20 protein-coding genes and 2 pseudogenes are annotated in these 19,484 nt (G+C 58.6%); 5 read left to right on the top strand and 17 right to left on the bottom strand.

Features of this window, described 5'->3' with window-relative positions:
- The first annotated feature begins 56 nt into the window (after positions 1-56).
- Positions 57-815 carry a 3-hydroxyacyl-CoA dehydrogenase gene (locus KQH55_RS01650; protein ID WP_235090082.1) on the top strand — a complete coding sequence of 253 codons (759 nt, stop codon included), beginning with the start codon at positions 57-59 and terminating at the stop codon, positions 813-815.
- Between the two features lie 81 nt (positions 816-896).
- On the opposite strand, the gene KQH55_RS01645 is transcribed toward KQH55_RS01650, so the two are convergent.
- Positions 897-1,739, bottom strand: a complete 843-nt coding sequence (locus tag KQH55_RS01645; RefSeq protein ID WP_235090081.1) for a SirB1 family protein — start codon at positions 1,737-1,739, stop codon at positions 897-899.
- 7 nt (positions 1,740-1,746) lie between these two features.
- Positions 1,747-3,297, bottom strand: coding sequence for a murein biosynthesis integral membrane protein MurJ (gene murJ / locus KQH55_RS01640; RefSeq protein WP_235090080.1), 1,551 nt, complete (start codon positions 3,295-3,297; stop codon positions 1,747-1,749).
- Positions 3,298-3,784: 487 nt separating this feature from the next.
- Here murJ and rpsT point away from each other — a divergent pair, with 487 nt between their 5' ends.
- Positions 3,785-4,060 (top strand): 30S ribosomal protein S20, encoded by a 276-nt coding sequence (rpsT, locus tag KQH55_RS01635; protein WP_013434237.1) that lies wholly within the window; start codon positions 3,785-3,787, stop codon positions 4,058-4,060.
- A gap of 255 nt (positions 4,061-4,315) precedes the next feature.
- Here rpsT and KQH55_RS01630 read toward each other — a convergent pair whose 3' ends face one another.
- Positions 4,316-4,663 (bottom strand): DUF3579 domain-containing protein, encoded by a 348-nt coding sequence (locus KQH55_RS01630; protein WP_076785401.1) that lies wholly within the window; start codon positions 4,661-4,663, stop codon positions 4,316-4,318.
- A 519-nt stretch (positions 4,664-5,182) separates the two neighbouring features.
- Between KQH55_RS01630 and argF the strand changes: the two genes are divergently transcribed.
- A complete protein-coding gene (gene argF, locus KQH55_RS01625; RefSeq protein WP_076796983.1) occupies positions 5,183-6,115 on the top strand; it encodes an ornithine carbamoyltransferase in 933 nt (310 codons plus the stop codon).
- Positions 6,116-6,347: 232 nt separating this feature from the next.
- Here argF and murB read toward each other — a convergent pair whose 3' ends face one another.
- A complete protein-coding gene (gene murB, locus KQH55_RS01620) occupies positions 6,348-7,397 on the bottom strand; it encodes a UDP-N-acetylmuramate dehydrogenase (RefSeq protein ID WP_235090079.1) in 1,050 nt (349 codons plus the stop codon).
- Positions 7,398-7,598: 201 nt separating this feature from the next.
- Here murB and KQH55_RS01615 point away from each other — a divergent pair, with 201 nt between their 5' ends.
- Positions 7,599-8,084 (top strand): YajQ family cyclic di-GMP-binding protein, encoded by a 486-nt coding sequence (locus KQH55_RS01615; protein WP_235090078.1) that lies wholly within the window; start codon positions 7,599-7,601, stop codon positions 8,082-8,084.
- A gap of 28 nt (positions 8,085-8,112) precedes the next feature.
- Here KQH55_RS01615 and plsY read toward each other — a convergent pair whose 3' ends face one another.
- The 5 genes from plsY to KQH55_RS01590 all read right to left on the bottom strand — a co-directional run bounded on the left by plsY (position 8,113) and on the right by KQH55_RS01590 (position 12,544).
- Positions 8,113-8,736: a glycerol-3-phosphate 1-O-acyltransferase PlsY gene (gene plsY / locus KQH55_RS01610; RefSeq protein ID WP_235090077.1), complete on the bottom strand. Its 624-nt coding sequence runs from the start codon at positions 8,734-8,736 to the stop codon at positions 8,113-8,115.
- Positions 8,737-8,915: 179 nt separating this feature from the next.
- Positions 8,916-9,407: an aminoacyl-tRNA deacylase gene (locus tag KQH55_RS01605; protein WP_076796980.1), complete on the bottom strand. Its 492-nt coding sequence runs from the start codon at positions 9,405-9,407 to the stop codon at positions 8,916-8,918.
- A 454-nt stretch (positions 9,408-9,861) separates the two neighbouring features.
- Positions 9,862-10,779, bottom strand: a complete 918-nt coding sequence (locus tag KQH55_RS01600) for a XamI family restriction endonuclease (protein ID WP_235090076.1) — start codon at positions 10,777-10,779, stop codon at positions 9,862-9,864.
- A complete protein-coding gene (locus tag KQH55_RS01595) occupies positions 10,776-12,365 on the bottom strand; it encodes an Eco57I restriction-modification methylase domain-containing protein (protein WP_235090075.1) in 1,590 nt (529 codons plus the stop codon). The genes KQH55_RS01600 and KQH55_RS01595 overlap by 4 nt, the downstream gene beginning before the upstream one ends.
- The gene (locus tag KQH55_RS01590) at positions 12,362-12,544 is read right to left on the bottom strand and encodes a hypothetical protein (RefSeq protein WP_235090074.1); all 183 of its coding nucleotides are present in this window, start codon (positions 12,542-12,544) and stop codon (positions 12,362-12,364) included. The genes KQH55_RS01595 and KQH55_RS01590 overlap by 4 nt, the downstream gene beginning before the upstream one ends.
- A 542-nt stretch (positions 12,545-13,086) precedes the next feature.
- Here KQH55_RS01590 and KQH55_RS16765 point away from each other — a divergent pair.
- Positions 13,087-13,181 (top strand): annotated as a pseudogene (locus KQH55_RS16765) (IS5/IS1182 family transposase); the annotation flags it as partial.
- A 145-nt stretch (positions 13,182-13,326) separates the two neighbouring features.
- Here the strand turns inward: KQH55_RS16765 and KQH55_RS01585 are convergent.
- From KQH55_RS01585 to KQH55_RS16760, 8 genes and pseudogenes are all read right to left on the bottom strand, one after another.
- A complete protein-coding gene (locus tag KQH55_RS01585; RefSeq protein WP_235090073.1) occupies positions 13,327-13,593 on the bottom strand; it encodes a hypothetical protein in 267 nt (88 codons plus the stop codon).
- Between the two features lie 67 nt (positions 13,594-13,660).
- A complete protein-coding gene (locus KQH55_RS01580; protein ID WP_235090072.1) occupies positions 13,661-14,287 on the bottom strand; it encodes a hypothetical protein in 627 nt (208 codons plus the stop codon).
- 114 nt (positions 14,288-14,401) lie between these two features.
- A complete protein-coding gene (locus KQH55_RS01575; RefSeq protein ID WP_235090071.1) occupies positions 14,402-14,641 on the bottom strand; it encodes a hypothetical protein in 240 nt (79 codons plus the stop codon).
- Positions 14,638-15,810, bottom strand: a complete 1,173-nt coding sequence (locus KQH55_RS01570) for a hypothetical protein (protein WP_235090070.1) — start codon at positions 15,808-15,810, stop codon at positions 14,638-14,640. Before KQH55_RS01570 ends, KQH55_RS01575 begins: the two co-directional genes overlap by 4 nt.
- A gap of 311 nt (positions 15,811-16,121) precedes the next feature.
- Positions 16,122-16,328, bottom strand: a complete 207-nt coding sequence (locus KQH55_RS01565; protein WP_235090069.1) for a hypothetical protein — start codon at positions 16,326-16,328, stop codon at positions 16,122-16,124.
- Positions 16,329-16,616: 288 nt separating this feature from the next.
- Positions 16,617-16,922 (bottom strand): hypothetical protein, encoded by a 306-nt coding sequence (locus KQH55_RS01560; protein WP_235090068.1) that lies wholly within the window; start codon positions 16,920-16,922, stop codon positions 16,617-16,619.
- The gene (locus KQH55_RS01555; protein WP_235090107.1) at positions 16,919-18,997 is read right to left on the bottom strand and encodes a hypothetical protein; all 2,079 of its coding nucleotides are present in this window, start codon (positions 18,995-18,997) and stop codon (positions 16,919-16,921) included. Before KQH55_RS01555 ends, KQH55_RS01560 begins: the two co-directional genes overlap by 4 nt.
- Before the next feature lie 75 nt (positions 18,998-19,072).
- Positions 19,073-19,462: pseudogene (locus tag KQH55_RS16760) on the bottom strand (hemagglutinin repeat-containing protein); the annotation flags it as partial.
- Positions 19,463-19,484: the final 22 nt, after the last annotated feature.

Raw genomic sequence — 19,484 nt, 5'->3', positions numbered from 1 at the left:
CCCATGCGGCACGGCTCACGAGGCTGCACGCGTATCGACAGCAGGAGACCATCGACATGCAGATCCGCGACAACGTTTTTGTCATCACGGGTGGCGCCTCAGGCTTGGGCGCGGGCACAGCCCGGATGCTGGCCGAGCACGGCGGCAAGCCGGTCATCGCCGACCTGAACAAGGCGGCGGGCGAGGCGCTCGCCGACCAACTCGATGGCCGCTTCGTCAAGTGCGACGTGTCGCGCGAGGACGACGCACGCACCGTGATCGAGACCGCCATGCGGCTTGGAAAGTTGCGCGGCCTGGTCAATTGCGCGGGCATCGCGCCGGCGGTCAAGACCGTTGGCAAAGACGGCCCGCATCCGCTCGATCTGTTCGCCAAGACGATTGGCGTGAACCTGATCGGCACGTTTAACATGATCCGGCTCGCGGCGGCCGCGATGTCGGCCAACCCGCCCAATGAGCATGGCGAGCGCGGGGTCATCGTGAACACCGCATCGGTCGCCGCTTTCGATGGACAGATCGGCCAGGCCGCCTATGCGGCATCCAAGGGCGGCGTCGTCGGGATGACGCTGCCGGTTGCTCGCGACCTGTCGCGCAGCGCAATCCGTGTCATGACGATCGCCCCCGGCATCTTCGAGACGCCGATGTTGTTAGGCATGTCCGAAGAACTCCAGCATGCGCTCGGCGCGATGGTGCCATTCCCGCCCCGGCTCGGTAAGCCATCCGAATATGCGATGCTGGTCAAGCAGATTCTGGACAATCCCATGCTCAACGGTGAAGTGATCCGGCTTGACGGCGCGATCCGGATGCAACCGAAATAACCGGTGCAGCCGGAGTAACCTGGGCAACCGCAGTCGCCTGCGCGCGACCGAGGCCGGACCGGTTGCTACCGTGTCGGAACGTCAATCGCCGCGACGCGTACGCTGGCGCAACTCCTGCAATTGCGACTCGATGACAGTCGCATCGGCCGCGTCGGGTTCTTGCTCCAGATAGCGCTCCAAATCCTCCAGGGCAGGTCGCAGATAGTCCAGCCGCGCATACGCGAAGCCGCGATCGCGGATTTCCTCGATGCTCTCCGGCAGCAGGATGACGAGTCGTTGTTGGACGGCCAGCAGCCGTTGCCAGCGTTCGGTCTGCAGGTAGATCGTTTTCAGGTTACGCAACATCCGCGCGACGATCTCCCGCTCGGTGGCCGGTTGCAGCAGCGCGTGCAGCGTGCCGGCGATCGATTGCCCGCCTTTGTCCAAATACGGCTCGAGCATCTCGACCATGCGCGACTCGGTCAGCGACTCACCGGTCGTCGGATCCAGCATCACTTCGCCTTCTGCAATAGTCGCCCGCAACAGGAAGTGACCCGGAAACGACACGCCCTTGACGGGTAATCCGAGCTGCCCGGCCATCTCCAAGTAGATCACGGCGAGCGAAATCGGAATGCCGCGTCGCTTCTTGAGCACCATGTTCAGATGGCTATTGTCCGGATCATAGTAGTCGTTTAAGTTCGCGCAAAACCCCAACTCCCGGAAGAAGAAGCGGTTCAACTCCGACAACTTCTGCGTCACGTCGGCGCCCTGCGGCAAACGTCGACGCAGCCGCACCACCAACGCGTCGATATCCGTGAGGGCACCCTGCACGTCCAGGTCCGGATAGGCATCCTGTGCTAACGACAAGACGGCTTCGGTCAGCGGCAGGCTCTCGTCCTGCGCAACCAATGCGGTGAAAAAATCGAGTATTCGGGAAGTCGTCATTAGCTCGTTATTTCACGCGGCGGCGGAAGTAGGCATATTTGAAGCCCATCAGAAACAATATGGCAAAATATAGCGCGGCAAGGATGACCAGCGTCGCGCCCAATGCTGCAATGCGCATACCCGGATGGTGCCCCAGTGCCACCCAATCGAACGACTGGTTAAACCAGCGCATCACGCCGGCGAGCACAAGGCACGCGCCGACCAACTGCACGAAAAACAGCCCCCATCCGGCCGATGGCACATAGATCGAGCGCCGACGCAAGCCGGCGAACAGCAGCAGCGCATTCACGCATGCACCGATGCCGATGCTCAGCGACAAGCCCGCATGTGCAAGGTGGGGCACGAACACGACATTGCACAATTGCGTGACAACTAGTACCGCCAACGCGATCTTCACCGGTGTCTTGATGTCCTGTTTAGCATAAAAACCGGGCGCGAGGATCTTGATCAGGATCAGCCCGAGCAAGCCCACCCCATAGGCAGCCAGGGCACGCGACACCATCACGACGTCATGGCCCGAGAACCGTCCATAATTGAACAACGTGGCTGTTAAGGGTTCAGCGTAGACGAACAGCGCGACAGCACTGGGGGCGGCCAACAGGAAAGTGAGCCGCAAGCCCCAGTCGAGCAGCGCTGAGTATTCCGCCGCATCGGCATCCGCGTGCGCCTTAGATAAACTGGGCAACAGAATCGTGCCGAGCGCGACACCCAGCAACGCGGTCGGGAACTCCATTAGCCGATCCGCGTACGATAACCACGATACGCTGCCGGGCGCCAGGTGCGAAGCGATATTGGTATTGACGATCAGTGATAGCTGGGCGACCGATACCGCGAAGCTGGCAGGCATCATTTTCCACAGGACCCGCTTGACCCCGGGATGGGCCAGCGCGCGAACCGGATTAAGTCCGATCCGGGGCATCATCTGGACGCGTTTCAGCCCTGGCAGTTGCACGAGCAGCTGCAGCACGCCGCCGGCCAACACCGCGAAAGCGAGCGCGTAGATCGGGGTGTCCAAGCGCGGCGCAACGACCAACGCCGCGACGATGAAGCTAACATTGAGCAGGACAGGCGCAAATGCCGGCAGCGAAAAATTCCGATAAGTATTCAAGACGCCGGACGCCAGCGAAGTCAGCGAGATCAGTGCGATGTACGGAAACATGATCCGCGTCATCGTCACCGCGAGTCCGAACGCTTGAGCGTCGTGACGCAACCCCGATGCGACCACCCACACGACGAACCCGGAGCCAGCGATGCCCAGCACCGACAAGCCGACCAGCACCCAGGCCAGCACGGTGGCGGTCGCGTCGACCAGCGTACGCGTCGCCTCGTGCCCCTTCTGGCTCTTAAACTCGGCCAGGATCGGCACGAACGCCTGCGAAAACGCACCCTCGGCGGACAGTCGCCGCAACAGATTCGGGATACGGAACGCGACATTGAACGCGTCGGTGTACGAGCTGGCGCCAAAAGCGCGGGCAATCAGCGTTTCACGCGCCAATCCGGTGATCCGGGAAAGCAAGGTGAAGCCACTGACGGTGACGAGGGCGCGGAGTAGATTCATGCGGCGGCATTATACGGACCCTATGCGACGAACACGACCACGGCACGCTGCGGTAGCCGCGCTTACCGATGACAGCGCGGCGTGGCACTCGTCTCCGGGATCCATGGCAGCGGTCCCGTGTCAGCAGCCCATGTCAGCAGCCCGTGTCAGCAGCCCGTGTCAGCAGCCCGTGTCAGCAGCCCGTGTCAGCAGTCCGTGTCAGCAGTCCGTGTCAGCAGTCTGTGTCAGCAGTCCGTGTCAGCAGTCCGTGTCAGCAGTCCGTGTCAGCAGTCCGTGGCGGCGGTCCCGGGGCGAGGGTAAATGGACCGCCCGCGCCCGTCGCCACTGCAGCTAACCAGACACTTCTACCTAGTTCGATCCGGAAGGGGGACGCCAATTGCGCATCCCGTTGTTTTATTGTTATAATCCGCCGTTTCGATAGTCCGCCGGGCAACCGTTCCCCGCGGCTCATACTCCAATACCGCTGGAAACAGGATAAGGAACCGTCATGGCTAACTCCGCACAAGCTCGCAAGCGTGCCCGTCAGGCCGCGAAAGCCAATTCACACAATTCTGCGCTGCGCTCCAAAATGCGTACCGCGATCAAGGCCGTGCGCAAGGCGATCGAATCCGGTGACAAGGCAAAGGCTGCCGAGGTGCTGAAGCAATCGTCGAAGACGCTGGACATCATCGCTGACAAGAAGATCATCCATAAGAACAAGGCCGCTCGCCACAAGAGCCGCCTGGCCGCTGCCATCAAGGGTCTGGCGCAGGCTGCAGCGTAAAACCCCACGCGCCGGTTGATCGCCCGCGGCGCGGCCCGCCAAGCGGGCGCGTCGTGTGAAGACCCGGTTTCGTCAAAACACACCGAGTCGGCCCAGCGCAACACTGGTGGCGCAGCGATGGAGTAGAGTAGTCGAAGCAAAAGCCCGCAATCGCGGGCTTTTTGCGCTGAGATGGCAGCCCAAACCGCAGGGCGCTACGCGGCCACGCCAATTCGGCGGCAGGCGCCGCCCGCAACCGTCGCTCGCCATCGCCGTTTAGCCGACCTCACGTTTGGGCGCGGCGCGTTGCACTGGATGTTCGATCGGCAGCTCGCAGGCTTCGGTCACCACCAGATCATTGTCCCGGGCGAAATTCATCACGAAATCGAAAGCCATCGGCTCAATGTCGCGCAGCCGCGAATCGACGATCACCGTCTTGATGTCACCGAGCATCACAGGCCGCACGTATAGCGAATACTTCAGCTTCGCGTTCGGCCCCGTCGCCCCAGGACCAAACGACGACATCACACCACACAGCCGCTCCGACCAATCACTCGGCCGAAACTTCTTTCCGTTCTTGGTAATGCCTTGAATGAAGTATTCGGTTGAGGATGAGTCGCCCATGTGGAACACCTGAAAGACAGCCCCGCCAGCACCGGCTCGACGGCACCCGCGAATAGGGCAAATGAGGCTCCGCGACGCACGGACGTGTTTTCCCACGCCGTACTGCCGCGCGACACCACGGCGGCAGGCTCGTCGCGAAAGTCATTCATTATAGCGCACGCGGTCCCTTGCCGCAGCGCACTACCCTGCCCGGGATACCGAATCCGCGCTTCCCCATCGTTCTCGCTACCGTCGCACTGAGCCTGCCTGCGCGCTGAATAGTCGTCGAGCCGAACCGGGAGCGCGCAACGCACAAGCTGGCGCGCGCCGCCTTTGTTATCCGCCGGTGACCCGGCCGTTCGCCCGCAAATGAGAACCGTCCGGTGCAGTGCAAAGTAAAGCGATGCCCGGTCCGGCGCGGCAGCGGGCGTAGGCCGGCTCGTCAAAGGCACCGAAATCCTTTATGCTGGATGGAGTGATCCACATGGCAAGCAGCGGCGCCCGGCGTACTGACCGGCTTAGTCCGCCATATTTGTTTTTATGACCTCCACCAAAACGATTCGCCACTACCTGCAGTTCCGGGATTTTTCTGCCGACGATTACGATTACGTGCTGGAGCGCGCCCGGATTCTGAAACAGAAGTTCAAGAATTACGAAACCTATCACCCGTTGCACGATCGCACGCTGGCCATGATCTTCGAGAAAAACTCGACGCGCACGCGGCTCTCGTTTGAAGCCGGGATCTTCCAACTGGGCGGCCACGCGGTCTTCATGAGCACGCGCGACACACAACTGGGTCGCGGCGAACCGATCGAGGATGCGGCGCAGGTCATATCGCGAATGGTCGACATCATTATGATTCGCACGTTCGGTCAGGACATCCTGCGGCGCTTTGCACAGAATTCGCGCGTTCCGGTCATCAATGGGCTGACCAACGAGTATCACCCGTGCCAAGTGCTGGCAGACGTGTTCACGTTCCATGAGCACCGGGAACCGATCCGTGGCAAAACCGTCGCGTGGGTAGGCGACGCGAATAACATGGCCTATACATGGATCGAGGCCGCGCACATCCTCGGTTTCAAGCTTCGCGTGTCGACACCACCGGGATACAGGCTCAATCACGCCTTGATCGACCCGGCACACCTGGCATCGGTTGAGGAAACCGACGATCCGCGCGCCGCCTGCGAAGGCGCCCACCTGGTCACGACCGATGTGTGGACCAGCATGGGCTTCGAACAAGAAAACGACGCGCGCAAGACCGCGTTCGCGGATTGGTGCGTCGATGCGGAACTGATGGCGCTCGCGCAGCCTGACGCGCTGTTCATGCATTGCCTGCCCGCACATCGCGGCGAGGAAGTGAGCGCCGACGTCATCGACGGTCGGCAGAGCGTCGTGTGGGACGAGGCCGAGAACCGGCTACACGTGCAAAAGGCGCTGATGGAGTTCTTGATGCTCGGCCGCCTGAATCATTAAGTCCTATCGTCGGCCGTGCACCGCGACGGCGGAACGAACCGTCGAGCCGGCCGTTGCAGGACGCCGCACAAATCCAGCACAACACGCCGCTCGCCCATATCGCGGCGCATGGCTGACGCGAGTCGGGATCGGCGCGACACGCCGTGCCTAGCACCCGATGCGCAACAGCCGCCCCGCAGTTCCGGCGGACAGCCGCAGGCTCGCCAGTACCAACGCTGGGGGATGCGCGGATTCAGACGACGAGCGGCTCCATGTCGAGTTCCACGCCGAAGCGCTGGCTGACATCGGCGCGGATCGCCTGCGCCAACGCCAATACCTGTTCGCCGGTCGCGCCACCGCGATTGACCAGTACCAGGGCTTGGCGTTCGTGCACGGCGGCCGCGCCGATTGAGCGCCCTTTCCACCCGCAGCGATCGATCATCCAACCGGCGGCCAGCTTGACGCGGCCATCGTGCTGCATGTAGTACACGATATCCGGCTCCTTCGCGCGCAGCGCCGCAAACTGCTCGGCGTCGACAATCGGATTCTTGAAAAAACTGCCTGCGTTACCCAGGATCGCCGGGTCAGGCAGCTTTTCATGCCGGATCGCGGTAACCGCGTCGAAGATCTGTCGCGCCGTCGGCTTGCCAATCCCGCTCGCGGCGAGCCGGCTTGCCACGTCCGCGTACGAAGCACGGGCACGCCATCGCTTCGGCAAGCGAAACGCAACGGACAGGATGATCAGCCGGTCACGCGCAGCATGCTTGAATACGCTGTCGCGATAGCCGAACGCGCAGGCTTGTGCATCGAGGTCCACGATACGCCCGTCAACCATGTCGAGCGCGCGCAATCGTTCAAAGCGCTCGGCAAGCTCGAGGCCATATGCACCGATATTCTGCACCGGCGCGGCGCCGACCGTACCGGGAATCAGCGCAAGATTCTCCAATCCGGCCATGCCTTGTTGCAGCGTCCAGTCAACGAAGTCGTGCCAGCGCTCGCCGGCAGCGGCCTCGACAATGTAAGCATCGTCGGTCTGCGCGACGACGCGCTTGCCGCGCAAGTCGATCACGAGCGCCAAACCATCGAAGTCGCGCGTGAACACAACGTTGCTGCCCGCGCCCAGCACCAGGCGCGGCATGCCGGCGATCCGCTGATTGGCACGCAGCACAGCGAGGGCGGCTTCCGAGCGGATCGCACCGCCCAGTCGCGCGCGCACGTTAAAGCCAAACGTATTGTGATCTCGCAGTGAATAGTCCGCCTGCAGCGCATTGGGCGCCAGGTCAGCGTCAGTCAATCGGGACATCGCAAAGGCCATCATGGGTCAACGCCGCCGACGCGCATACGATCCGCTTTGGCGCGGCAGGCATGGCGCGCGATTGGCAAAACGCAGGCCATCGGTAAAATGACAAAATGTGTCGCATTATAGCGGCTCGTCACGATTGTCCCGGCATCGCGCACTGGGCGTCGCGCAGCCGTGCTGGCAATTCTTTCGGGAGAAAATGCAATGCCGTCGTTCGATGTAGTCGTGGAAGCCAACATGGTTGAGGTCAAGAACGCGGTCGAACAGTCGAACAAGGAAATCTCGACGCGCTTCGACTTCAAGGGATCGGATGCGCGCGTCGAGCAAAAGGAGCGGGAGCTGACGCTGTTCGCCGACGATAATTTCAAGCTGGGCCAGGTCAAGGACGTGTTGCTGCAGAAAATGGCTAAGCGCCAGGTCGACGTACGCTTTCTCGACTACGGCAAAATCGAGAAAATCGGCGGCGACAAAGTCAAGCAACTCGTCACCGTTAAAAAAGGCGTGGCGGGCGATCTCGCGAAAAAGATCGTCAAGCTAGTCAAAGACAGCAAGACCAAAGTGCAAGCTAGCATACAGGGCGACGCGGTGCGCGTGAGCGGCGCCAAGCGCGACGATCTGCAATCCGTCATTGCGATGCTGCGCAAAGAGGTGAGCGACGCCCCGCTCGACTTCAATAATTTTCGCGACTGAGCGGCGCGTTGCTTAGCGGCCCCGGCCGTCACCGCCGTGCATCGGATGCGCCTTTTTTGTCGCCAATCCGGCTCTCCTGTCCGGCCAGGAGCTTGCTGATATTCGCGCGGTGCCGCCACACCAACAACACGCTCATCGCGATAATGGCCCCGGCGATCGGGTTGCCACCAAACATGAAAAGGTCGAACAACGGCGCGAACAGCGCCGAGATCAGTGCGGCCAACGATGAATAGCGGAAAAAGAAAGCAATGATCAGCCACGTGGCGGCAGTCGCGATGCCGAGTACCGGGTCGATTCCGAGCAGCACGCCAGCCGCGGTGGCCACGCCCTTACCACCCTTGAAACGGAAGAACACCGGATACAAGTGGCCGAGGAATACGGCGATCGATGCCAACGCCACCGAGAATGCGTCGAGCCCGTATGCGGCGCCGACATGCTTGACGAGCCACACGGCAAGCCATCCTTTGAAAGCGTCGCCAAACAGCGTCAGAACCGCCGCCGCCTTGTTGCCGCTGCGCAGCACATTGGTCGCGCCGGGGTTCTTCGAGCCATAGGTGCGCGGGTCGGATAGTCCCATTGCGGCGCTGACGATCACCGCGAACGATATCGAGCCGATTAGGTACGCCGCGACGGCGACAAGCAGGTTAGCCATGGAGGAGGATGTGCAACTCGTTCAAAGCGCGTCATTCTACCTAACCCCGGTCGTGCCCAGGCGCGCGCGAAAACTTGCTGCGCCGACGCATAACGCATAACGCATAACGCATGGCGCACGAAGCACGAAGCATGGCACATGACGCAAGACAGCGCGCTGCATGTCGCAATCCCACGCGTTCAGTCAGGGCTCGCGCAGTCTACTGGCGTGGCGGCCAGCAGTGTCGTGAGTACCGCCGGAGCAAGGCTCACAAGGTAACCGCGACGCCCGCCGTTCAGGTAAATCCGTTCGAGCAACAGGATCGTGCGCTCCACGTACACTGGCAGCGGCTTGCGCGTGCCGAATGGTGACGTGCCGCCGACCAAGTAGCCCGAATGCCGGTTCGCGACGTCGGGCCTGCACGGCTCGATACGCTTGGCACCGATTTGACGCGCCAGGTTCTTGGTCGACACCGTGCGATCGCCGTGCATCAGCACGATCAGCGGTTTCGCGTGCTCATCCTCCATCACCAGCGTCTTGATCACACAATGCTCGGGTACACCGAGCTGCCGCGCGGATTCGGCGGTGCCGCCGTGCTCCACGTACTCGTAGAGATGCTCGCCGAACTCGACATGGTGATGTCGCAGTAGTTGGGTGGCCGGCGTTTGTGAAACGTGTTTGTTCTTCGCCATAAAGATCCGTCTTGACATCCTCCCCCGCTTAAATTCTGGGGATTCCTACGGCGCTCGCCTCGGCATTGAGCCGCAGTGAGTCGCTTCGGTGGGTTCCTATTGCTGGTGGCATGACTGCAACGCTCACTTCACAGGCAAGGCGGGCATGTCCCGCCCTTAAAATGTTAATCGCGCCAGCCATTTTCGGCCACGAGTGCGATTGAGATTGTGCGCATCATCGACGCACAGCAGGGCTATCCAAAGGGGAAGCGAAAATGAGGACGCTGTGCGCGCTCATCTTCGTGGGCGCGGTTTTCTACATTCTCATCCGGTATTCAAAGCGGCGTGCGCCGATGCATCCGTGACGTTTGCTTGTTGCGGCCTGAAATTGAAACGAGTCGACCCCACTGACGCACGCGCGAACCAGGATTATCCGTGACCAGCCGAAAACCAAGGTGGCCGTCTCATGCGCGGCTCACTTGGTCGATTCGATAAACGCGCCAAGCTTGTCGAGATCGTGTGACCAGAACAGGGAAAGCCCGCGCGCTTGCGCTTGTTCGAGGTTAAGAACCTTGAAAACGCCCGCCAGCGCGGCGGCCGGTACGACCTGCGCGGTGCCGAACTGTTTGATCCAGTATTCGGCCTTCACGGCGGCATCGTTGTTCAGGCGCTTCACGCTATTGGTGGCGCTGTTCGACACCTTGCACTCGATCGCCATGAGTCGCGTGTCGTGCAAGCGCACGACGACATCGGCCTTGCGCTCACCGAGCTGGCACTCGGCGCAGAACTGCATGGCCTGCGGACCCTTGACAATCGTATTGATCGCTACGGCTGGGGCCTCGGTGAAGCCCAGGCTGCGAAGGTAGCCCTTAACCTTGTTTTCTTGGTTTTCCTTGCCCTCGTTGCGGCGCTCGGTGGCGATGCGCTGCGCGGCCAAGAGCACGGAGGAGGCCAGCAATGCCGCCTCACGCTGTTGCTCGGTGGGTGCGCCACCGGCGTCTATCCACGGGAACCGATGCGGGTCGATCACCCGCTCAATGACCTTGAACACCTTGCGCAGCGCCTCAGGGTTCTTCTTCAAGACGCCCGGAGCAATCGAGTCGACATCGGCAATCACCTGCAAGTCGTCGTCCGAGATCGGCGGGCCGGCTAGGTAGCGCAGCGCTTCACCAAGACCCAGGTTGTAGGCTTCGGCTAGGTTGTCGTCGGTGATCGCGCCTGGGTTGAGGTCGCTCAACTTCTTAAAAAGCAGCTCGAACTTGCTGCGCGCCTGGGTGTAGTGCGTTTCCCAGGAGTCAGAGACAGCCAAGCGCTCGGCCCGGAACTGGCCAGCAGAGGTAGCAGCGTCTTCGGCAAGTTCGGCTATGGTCCATCGAGGTGGTGCGCTGGTCATGCAAGAAGTGTTTCCAGGCTTGGGATGCGCAGGCGCTCGATCTCCTTGGGCTCGAACTTGGTCAAACCGCCGGCATACGTTCTACCGCTCCCCGTGTTGATGTTCTTGTTAAGCCACGTCACCAGCCGAGCCATCACGCCATCGGCCAGCGGCTCACGCGGGTAAAGGCCGTGCGCGACGTTGATGTGCCGCGCGTCGCAGGCGTTGAGCGTGAATTGCGGCGGCCGGCGAGCCATGTAGGTGCAAAGGATCGGGGCCGGAGCCTTGAGCCCCACCGACCACCAGACTTTGCGGTGTCGCGCAATGTAGCTCTGATCGGCACCGTTCAACTTCGCCCACGAGAGGAAGGCGCTGATGCGGCAACACTCTTCCTTAGTAAAATTATCCAGCTCGGCAGGAAGATCAATCACACGCCGTAGAGCCTCTGCCGACTGCAGTTGAGCGCCGGCCAGGATTAAATCCTTGGCCTTAGTGACTGCCGGCAGCTTGACGCGCTCGGGCAGATCCTTTGCGTGCTCGCCTGCAATCCAGATATCGTTTGCGCCTGTGACCTGACCTCGGTGCACGCGGAACAGCTCGCCAAGCTCGATGTCACCGGCCGTAGCAGGCTCAGACGGTCGAACAATGATCGACCAGCGCGGAGCGGCTTGTAGCCGCTCACGCGGAATCTCGGTTCCCTTGGTCAAGCCGTTAAGTTGTTCTAGCTTGCTGACGTCGCGAACGCGCACTGGCTCATCCATCTCCCCGACGCGAAAACATGTGATCGCAGCAGTCGTCGCCGTACCAGGGAAGGCTTCGACGGTTGGCTCAAGCACGTGCAGAGCAATGCCGCCCAGTTCCTCAAGTAGCAGCCGGCGCAGCGCTGAACCGTAGTTCACGTCCATCCACTCAGCCGAGGTAATGAACGCGCCCATGTCGCCCGGATTCGCGAGTAGCCGAGTTTGCAGGAAAAAGTGCAAGTGCAGACCAGCAAGAGCGCTGGCCTTGATGCCGAATTCGGCGAAGTTCGAGGCGTACCAAGCTTTCCAATTTTCAGCGATGTCGTGATGTCGCACATAAGGCGGATTGCCGATGAAGGCCGTCATCCCGGTGCAGCGAGGAAGCTTGATCTCGCGATAGTCGTTGACCAACACGGTCGCCCGGTCAGTCCAGCCGCGTGCGCTCAGATTGGCTCGCAGCATCAGCGCGGCCAGGGGGTCCATCTCGACGGCGACGAGCTGGGTATCCGGAAAAGTTTCGCCTGCGGCGAGGATGAAGCGACCCGAGCCCGCACCCGGATCGACGATGCGGCTCGGTGTGCTTTGAGCAGATAACCAAGCCATCATCGAGCGGACGATTGGCAGGGGCGTGTAAACGGCCCCGGTCGCACGACGCTCGGTGGCAGAGCGGATAGCGGCAAACGCATTACCTAGCGGATCGTTTCCGGCGAGGATGTCGTCGCGAATAGTGCCCAAGAAGGCCGGCTCAATAGCTCGCCTGGAGACTTTCTTTTGAAGCGCCTTTTCGCCCGGAGAGAGCACGATCGAAGGCTCGATCAATGCCGCGGCGACGGCGATCAGGTCATTTTCCGTTTGGATGCTATTCATGACTGGACACGGTGCTTGCGGTTTTCCCACAGCTCAGCGAAGAGAACTTTCAGCGTAATGCCGCGCTTAGTAGCTTCCATCTTGACTTCCTGCGCGAGCGCCGGGGTCATACGGATGCCGACGATCTGCGTCTTGTCGTCGTTCTTGGCATTTTTGCGGACTGTTTTTGCCGTGGTCATACTCAAGCCCTCCCTTCTCTGGCCGTCGACTAGTCGACAGTCTAGCTGATTGATCGAAAGATCGGGGACGAGCCAAATGGTTGCTGAACCGCTACTCAATCTTGCACCTTACCCGTTACCGGTGACATGATAGGCTCCGGCCAGCAGAAGGCGGCTAGCCATACAGGTGATGAGCGTCGTCGGCGAACCATCGTCGATTAGATAAGAGCGCAAATGGGCCGTCGATAATATAACGACAGCCGATCACCTTCGAGAGTATGAAGGCACGTGAGGTTGACGCAGTCCTGTTAAGCCGCCCTCTCTACGCTCAGGTCCAGCGAGTAGAGCAAAGCTTTGATGTCGTGACAACAATCATCGAGCAAGCTGTCTTTGACTTCAACGCAGTTCTGCCGCTGAGATCCGGTGGCTCGCTATCTTACCCTATCGCGTTGATGCGACAAAACCAGGATAACCGACTTTGCACATGCCTTACCAGCAATGGTTCGGGAATTGCATTGGCTGAACAGCGCTGTACGGCCGACACGCCTGCGCGGACCGCTCACGATAAAGGCATAGAGCTGCAGGCCATCAAACTGCCCGAGGCAAAAAGGGCTTCGTGCTGTTGCCCCGCCGCTGGGTGGTCGAGCGCAACTTCGCCTAGCTGAACCGACTCAGGTAACTGGCACGTAACAGCGAGCGCCTGTCCAAAACCCGTGGCCGGCATGCATTTCGTCATCTTCGCTATGCTCATGCTCGTTCATACTGTACTCGTTATAAAAAGTGCACAATACGCTCTAGGCTTTTTAATTACCGCCCCCTTCCTTTTCCGCATCACCTTTCTTATAACTTTCCCTCGCCTTTTTAAATGAATTGTCGAACGGTTTTATTCTTAGCATATGCGCTCGACTTGAATAGCCCCCCACAGCAGCCAAAAATAAACCACCCCCTAACAACAGCATTGAATGAACATAACAGGCACTTATATATACGATAACCGCCCCGATCAGGCACAATACTGTACGAAGCCATCCACTCAAATTCCCATCTTGAATAAATTTGATATTTTTCATTTCCAATTATCGGGATCTTTCGCCCTTTCCAACCAATATGATTCTTTAACAAAATTCCCAACTTCGTTTATGACTGGCCCCAAAGAGGATACTTATCCGCAGATCGGAACAGTAATAGATCAACAGCGCTATTTACGCCAAACGCAACCGGATTCGGCCTGAACACTTGCTCCACGGCACTAGCTCCCAAACCAACCATTGCCGCACTGAGTGTAAGTGTCGTAGCAGCAGGAGCATACGGCGAAGGTATGGCCGCAATCGCACCCGTTGCCGCACCAAATCGGCCAGCTGCTGTCGATAAAGCAGCAGCAGTATCCGCAATCTGCTCCTTCGGCAAATCCGGCGGATAATAAAGCATTCCCGCTGGCGCTAGTTCCGCTGCACACTCTGCCGTCGCACAGGGCTTCGCCGGGGGCTTGAGCGCATACCTTCGCGGTCCTAGCTCTGGTTGCATGGGCGCCGCGGTGTAGCTGGTCGTGCTTGGCACATCGCTGCTGCTCATCGCATCCACGATATACCGCTGCAGCTCAGCATTATTCGTTACCGTCGCCTGAGTTAGGATTGGCTTACCGTCCGCAGTCTCACCTGCATATACCCACTTGGCCTCTGCATCCGCCGGACGCTGTTCACCGATCAAGGTGTCGGGACTTCCGGCATAAGTTTGGCCACCTTCTGTCATCGACATCTGCCGCATCTGGTCTTCGATCTGCTGCTGGCTGTATTTGTCACCACTCTTTTCCGCAAGCTGTTAATCTAAGGTCTTTTTCTGCGGATGCAACTGCCGATTGGAGCGGTTGGAGAACACTCGTTATAATTTAGATTTAATAGATTGTATTCGCTTCTCTTCTTGCACAAAGCGTTCAACAAGTCTCGAAACTCTCTGCGGAAAGAGTTTCAGTAAATATTTTTCGTAGCTAGGTAAGCGTATCTCCTTTTCATAAACGGCCCAAGCAGCATCCCTTGCTGGGACAACGATACTCAGCACATAAGAACCATCCGCATCTTCGAAAAGCGTATAAGCCCAGTTTACTTGAGAAATAATTTTCATTGTGGCGGCCGTTCGACAGGTATTGGCTTAACTTGTTTAATCGGAATTGGATCAACGATGATTTCTGGCGCACCACCAGTGGTATAGCCACCACGTGTAAAATGACTATTTGCACCTGCCTCAAGCCCTGTAGGCAACCTCGGATTGTTTTGAAGAGGGTTCGGAATATCAACTCTGAACAAGGGACCATTCCAATACTGGGGCTCAATTCCCAATCGTTGTTTGATAAGTGCGTTATCTCCTCCTGTTTGCCTGAGCAATGACGCTATGTAGTCTGGCGTCGATACAAACAAGCCATCTGGACGACCCATCATTGGATATTTCCCAAAGCTCTCTACTGGTGTCAGTAAAGATGCCCCATCTGCAAAGCGCCCAAAGTGCTCCCCAATATCTACGATACTGCCATCTCGGTAGAAATTTCCTTCTGCCCGCGCGGCATCAGTAAATTTATTTGCCTCTGCTGCCACTGCGTTCGCACTACGGATATTGTTTATTGCCCCCGTCGTCTTTGAGACAGCGAAATTAAAAGTAACCCCCGTCGTTGTACCAACTACTGTGCTTCCAAGCTGCTGCCCTACCTGTCGCCCCGCCGGAGCATAATCTCCTCCACCCGCCTGAATAATTACATGACGCGTCGCCGCCTGCATTTGCTGCGCCGTGTCTTGAGGATCCGTGATGAGCCCATACGCGCCTTTAACCCCGCCCCACAGCGTATCTAACGGATGCCCGATCGTGTCAGCCAACCCTTGCTCCATCCCGGCCAAGTATCCTCCAACCGCACCCAATCCCAGTTGAGGCGGCGGGTCCGTCGTCTGCGGCGCCGCACTGAAGATCGTACTGTCGTTGCGCTGATATCCAGACGCCGTGCCAAACAACGGCACCGCATTGCCCCACTGGTCTTTTCCGATCGTCTCGCCAGGATGGGCCGCCGCATACGCATTCAAATAATTCGATGCATCCTGATCCCAACCGCCCTGGCTCGCCGCTGTCGTGTCCACCTGACGCAATAACTGGGCCGCGAGCCTATCGGTAGCTTCCTCTACCGTCATTCCAGCATGCGCCGCCGCGTACGCAGGTGCGATGTCTTGTTCGATGCGCTTTCTTTCGTCTTTGCGCGGATTCGCATCCTGATGCAACTGCCGGTTGATGCGACTGTTATCCGAAACCACCCTTGACCTAAGATGTGTACGAGGTAAGCTTAGTTAAGCCTCGTATCTATTTTGTCCTGTCCTTCTCAGTATCCCCCCCTTTTCTTTATAGCTCTCCCGAGCTTTATGATAAGAGCTGTCGAGCGGCTTAATATTGAGCATGGCCGCTCGACTAGAATACCCTGCTATCGCAGCAAAAAACAGACCTAATGTAAAAAGTAGTGCTGAGTGCCAGTACTCCAAACTTATGTATCCAAGCCCTACACCGATTGCGTAAAATCCAATGCGGACGCTCCTAGTTAGGTTGCCGTTGTCAATAATCTTAAATCTTTTCATTTTTTCAGAATTTCTGAATTTTTTTGCTTGATTACCCAGTCCGATCCTTTTATGTAATTTCCTAGCTCGTTGATCACTGGCCCCCAAAGCGGATACTTCTCTGTTGCAGTGAAAGTTCCAAGATCGATAAAACTATCAACCCCAAACGCAACCGGATTCGGCCTGAACACTTGCTCCACGGCACTAGCGCCCAAACCAACCATTGCCGCACTGAGTGTAAGTGTCGTAGCAGCAGGAGCATACGGCGAAGGTATGGCCGCAATCGCACCCGTTGTCGCACCAAACCGGCCAGCTGCTGCCGATAAAGCAGCAGCAGTATCCGCAATCTGCTCCTTCCTTTTCCAACTATCTCACCGGGATGAGCCGTCGCGTAAGCATTCAAATAGTTCGATGCGTCCTGGTCCCAACCGTCCTGGCTCGCTGCTGTCGTATCCACCTGACGCAACAACTGGGCCGCAAGAATATCGGTGGCTTCCTCCACCGTCATATTATTAAATATTTTTAATTAACAGAATTATTTCTTGCAACAACGCATTACTCACTCTATTACGCGGCTCAATAGATAAACCTTGCGGCCAGTCTTCGTAAACAATTCTAAATTTCCCAAATTTGTACGCAAATTCCCACCATTTTGTATCAACAGAAACCGCCTCATCGTTTGCAATTGGAAAAATATCCGTAGCACCAATTTGAATCATGATTTTATGAATTAATACAGTCGAACTTTGCCAATCCACAGTTTCAGATACTGCAATGTACTTGTAACCCGTTGGAGACACTTCAATCTTCGCTTTCATTCCTTACTAAACCCCATATCTTTCCCCCCAGGACTAGCTGCTGAATCAGCAATCTGCCTCCAGCTTAACCCCTTAGATCTGAGTTGATCCACTGTAGGACCAAGCGGGTTACCATATTTTTCCATATTCCTCGCCTCAGCAGCTTTCACAAATTCAGGTGGCGATATATCACGATATCTGATCTTTAAATTATTTCTCTGATCAACTGCCCACTTAGCAATTGCTTCTTCTTTAATACCTGTGGCTCTCATCCCACTAACGGCATCATTAATCCTTTTGGCATCCGCTTCATACGCGATCCGACGAATATCATACGGAATTCCATCCCGATAAAAATTATTGCGAACCTGTGCATCGCCGATTGCATGGCTTTTGCTTGTTTTACTTTCCTTAACCGTGCCAATGCTTTCGTCCGCTGCTGTAATTTTAGCTGTAGTTAAAGCACGCCTTCCTTCGATCCCAGCAACAGCTTTCCCTGCTCCAACACCTACCACTGTACCTATAACCGTCGAGCCAACCTGCTGCCCCACCTGCTGCCCTGCCGGTACGAAGTTCCCATCTCCCGCTTGAACGAGGACGTCACGCGTCGCCGCCTGCATCTGCTGCGCCGTGCCTTGAGGATCCATGATGAACCCATAGGCGCCTTTAACCCCGCCCCACAGCGTATCTAACGGATGCCCGATCGTGTCAGCCAACCCTTGCTCCATCCCGGCCAAGTATCCTCCAACCGCACCCAATCCCAGTTGAGGCGGCGGGTCCGTCGTCTGCGGCGCCGCACTGAAGATCGTACTGTCGTTGCGCTGATATCCAGACGCCGTGCCAAACAACGGCACCGCATTGCCCCACTGGTCTTTTCCGATCGTCTCGCCAGGATGGGCCGCCGCATACGCATTCAAATAATTCGATGCATCCTGATCCCAACCGCCCTGGCTCGCCGCTGTCGTGTCCACCTGACGCAATAACTGGGCCGCGAGCCTATCGGTAGCTTCCTCTACCGTCATTCCAGCATGCGCCGCCGCGTACGCAGGTGCGATGTCTTGTTCGATGCGCTTTCTTTCGTCTTTGCGCGGATTCGCATCCTGATGCAACTGCCGGTTGAACCGATCGACGTTGTACGCCGCCTGCGCGCCCTGCGTTCCCCCAATCACGCCCCCCGCCACGCTCGACATCACATTCGCCACCAAGTTGCCCAGCGTCTTGTCCAAGTCCGCATTACCGGTCGGCTTCTGATCCGCAATCTGCCGGCTCACCGCATCAAGCTTATTCGCCAGCAACGCCGACACCAACGACCCCGCGCCACTTTGCGCCGCCCCCAACAGCCCTCCACCAATGCCTCCCACCAGCGAGCCGCCCGCACTCTGCAGACCAACACGGTAGCGCCCGCTCTCATCCCATTGCTCCGCTTCAGCCAAATACTGCTGTTTCTGTTGCGGATCGTCGCTCTCGCTAGCCGCCTGGAGCAAGGCGTCGCGCTTGGCATCCGCCACGTCCCCGATCCGCCGCGCAACCGCCTCGCCGGCGTCACGCATCGCGCTCATCAGCTCGCCCTGATTCTGCAAGCTCTGCTGGATGTCCGGCGTCTTGTCCACCCGACCGTTCAGATTCGTCGCATCGCGGCTCAGCTCCGCGACAGCCTGCTTTTGTTGATCAGGGTTCGTGATCTCGATCTCAGCAGCGCTGATCGCGCTCTGCGTGCGGGCACGACTGCTGCCGCTCTCGCTCAGATACAACGGCGACGCTCCCCCGGCATTCTTGCCCGAGCTCGATCCGGTCGGCTGGTATACATTGCCGCCGTCGCCTGTCGTCGCGCCACCACTGATGCCCAAGGTGCTTGCCTGGTAATCCGAGTGGTTCTCAATCGCCGAGTAGCTCAGCGTGCCAGTCTTCAGACGATTCTGCGCTTTCACCGCCTCACTCGCAATAAACGCCCCCTTTAGATCGGTGTTGCCCTTCACGGCAATGTCAAAACCGCCTTCGCCAGCCTCGATCCCCGCCTGCTCGGTAACGCTCGCGTAGTTGCCGCGTGCGTTGCCGTTCTGCACGTTGAAACTGGCACTGCCCCCGCCCTGGCTCACGTTCAGCCCGACGCCCGCGCTATGCTGGCGCGCCGCACTTACGCTGGTGTCCTGGACGCTCGCCACATTCAGGTCGCCCTGCACGTCGGCGACCACCCGATTGCCCTTCACGTTCGCGCCCACAACGTTCGTATCGCCACCGCTCTTAATCGTCACGCTCTCGCGTGCGCGAACGTGCGTGTTGTTCTGCATCGCCCCGTCCGAGTTGCCGTCGCCGTTGGCACGCGCGGCCGACGCCGACACGCCAAGCCCCTTCGTGCCGATCGATACGCCGACGCTGCCGCTTGTCGAGCCATTGTCGTGACGCACACGCTCAGTGTCGGTGCTGTTGAGCAGATCGACCCGATCGGTGGCCGCAAGGTGCACGTTTTTCGCATCAATCTGCGAGCCGCGAATGATTACGTTCCCCTGGCCTGGGTCCTTCTCGCCCGTTGCCTGGAATTTTGTGAGCCCGCCTGCCTGCACGCGATTGCCGCGCGCCTGCGTA

This window comes from Mycetohabitans sp. B3, from assembly GCF_021498065.1.
GTDB lineage: Bacteria > Pseudomonadota > Gammaproteobacteria > Burkholderiales > Burkholderiaceae > Mycetohabitans.
Note: the sequence above shows the minus strand (reverse complement) of the source record. Positions and strands in the feature narration are given on the sequence as shown.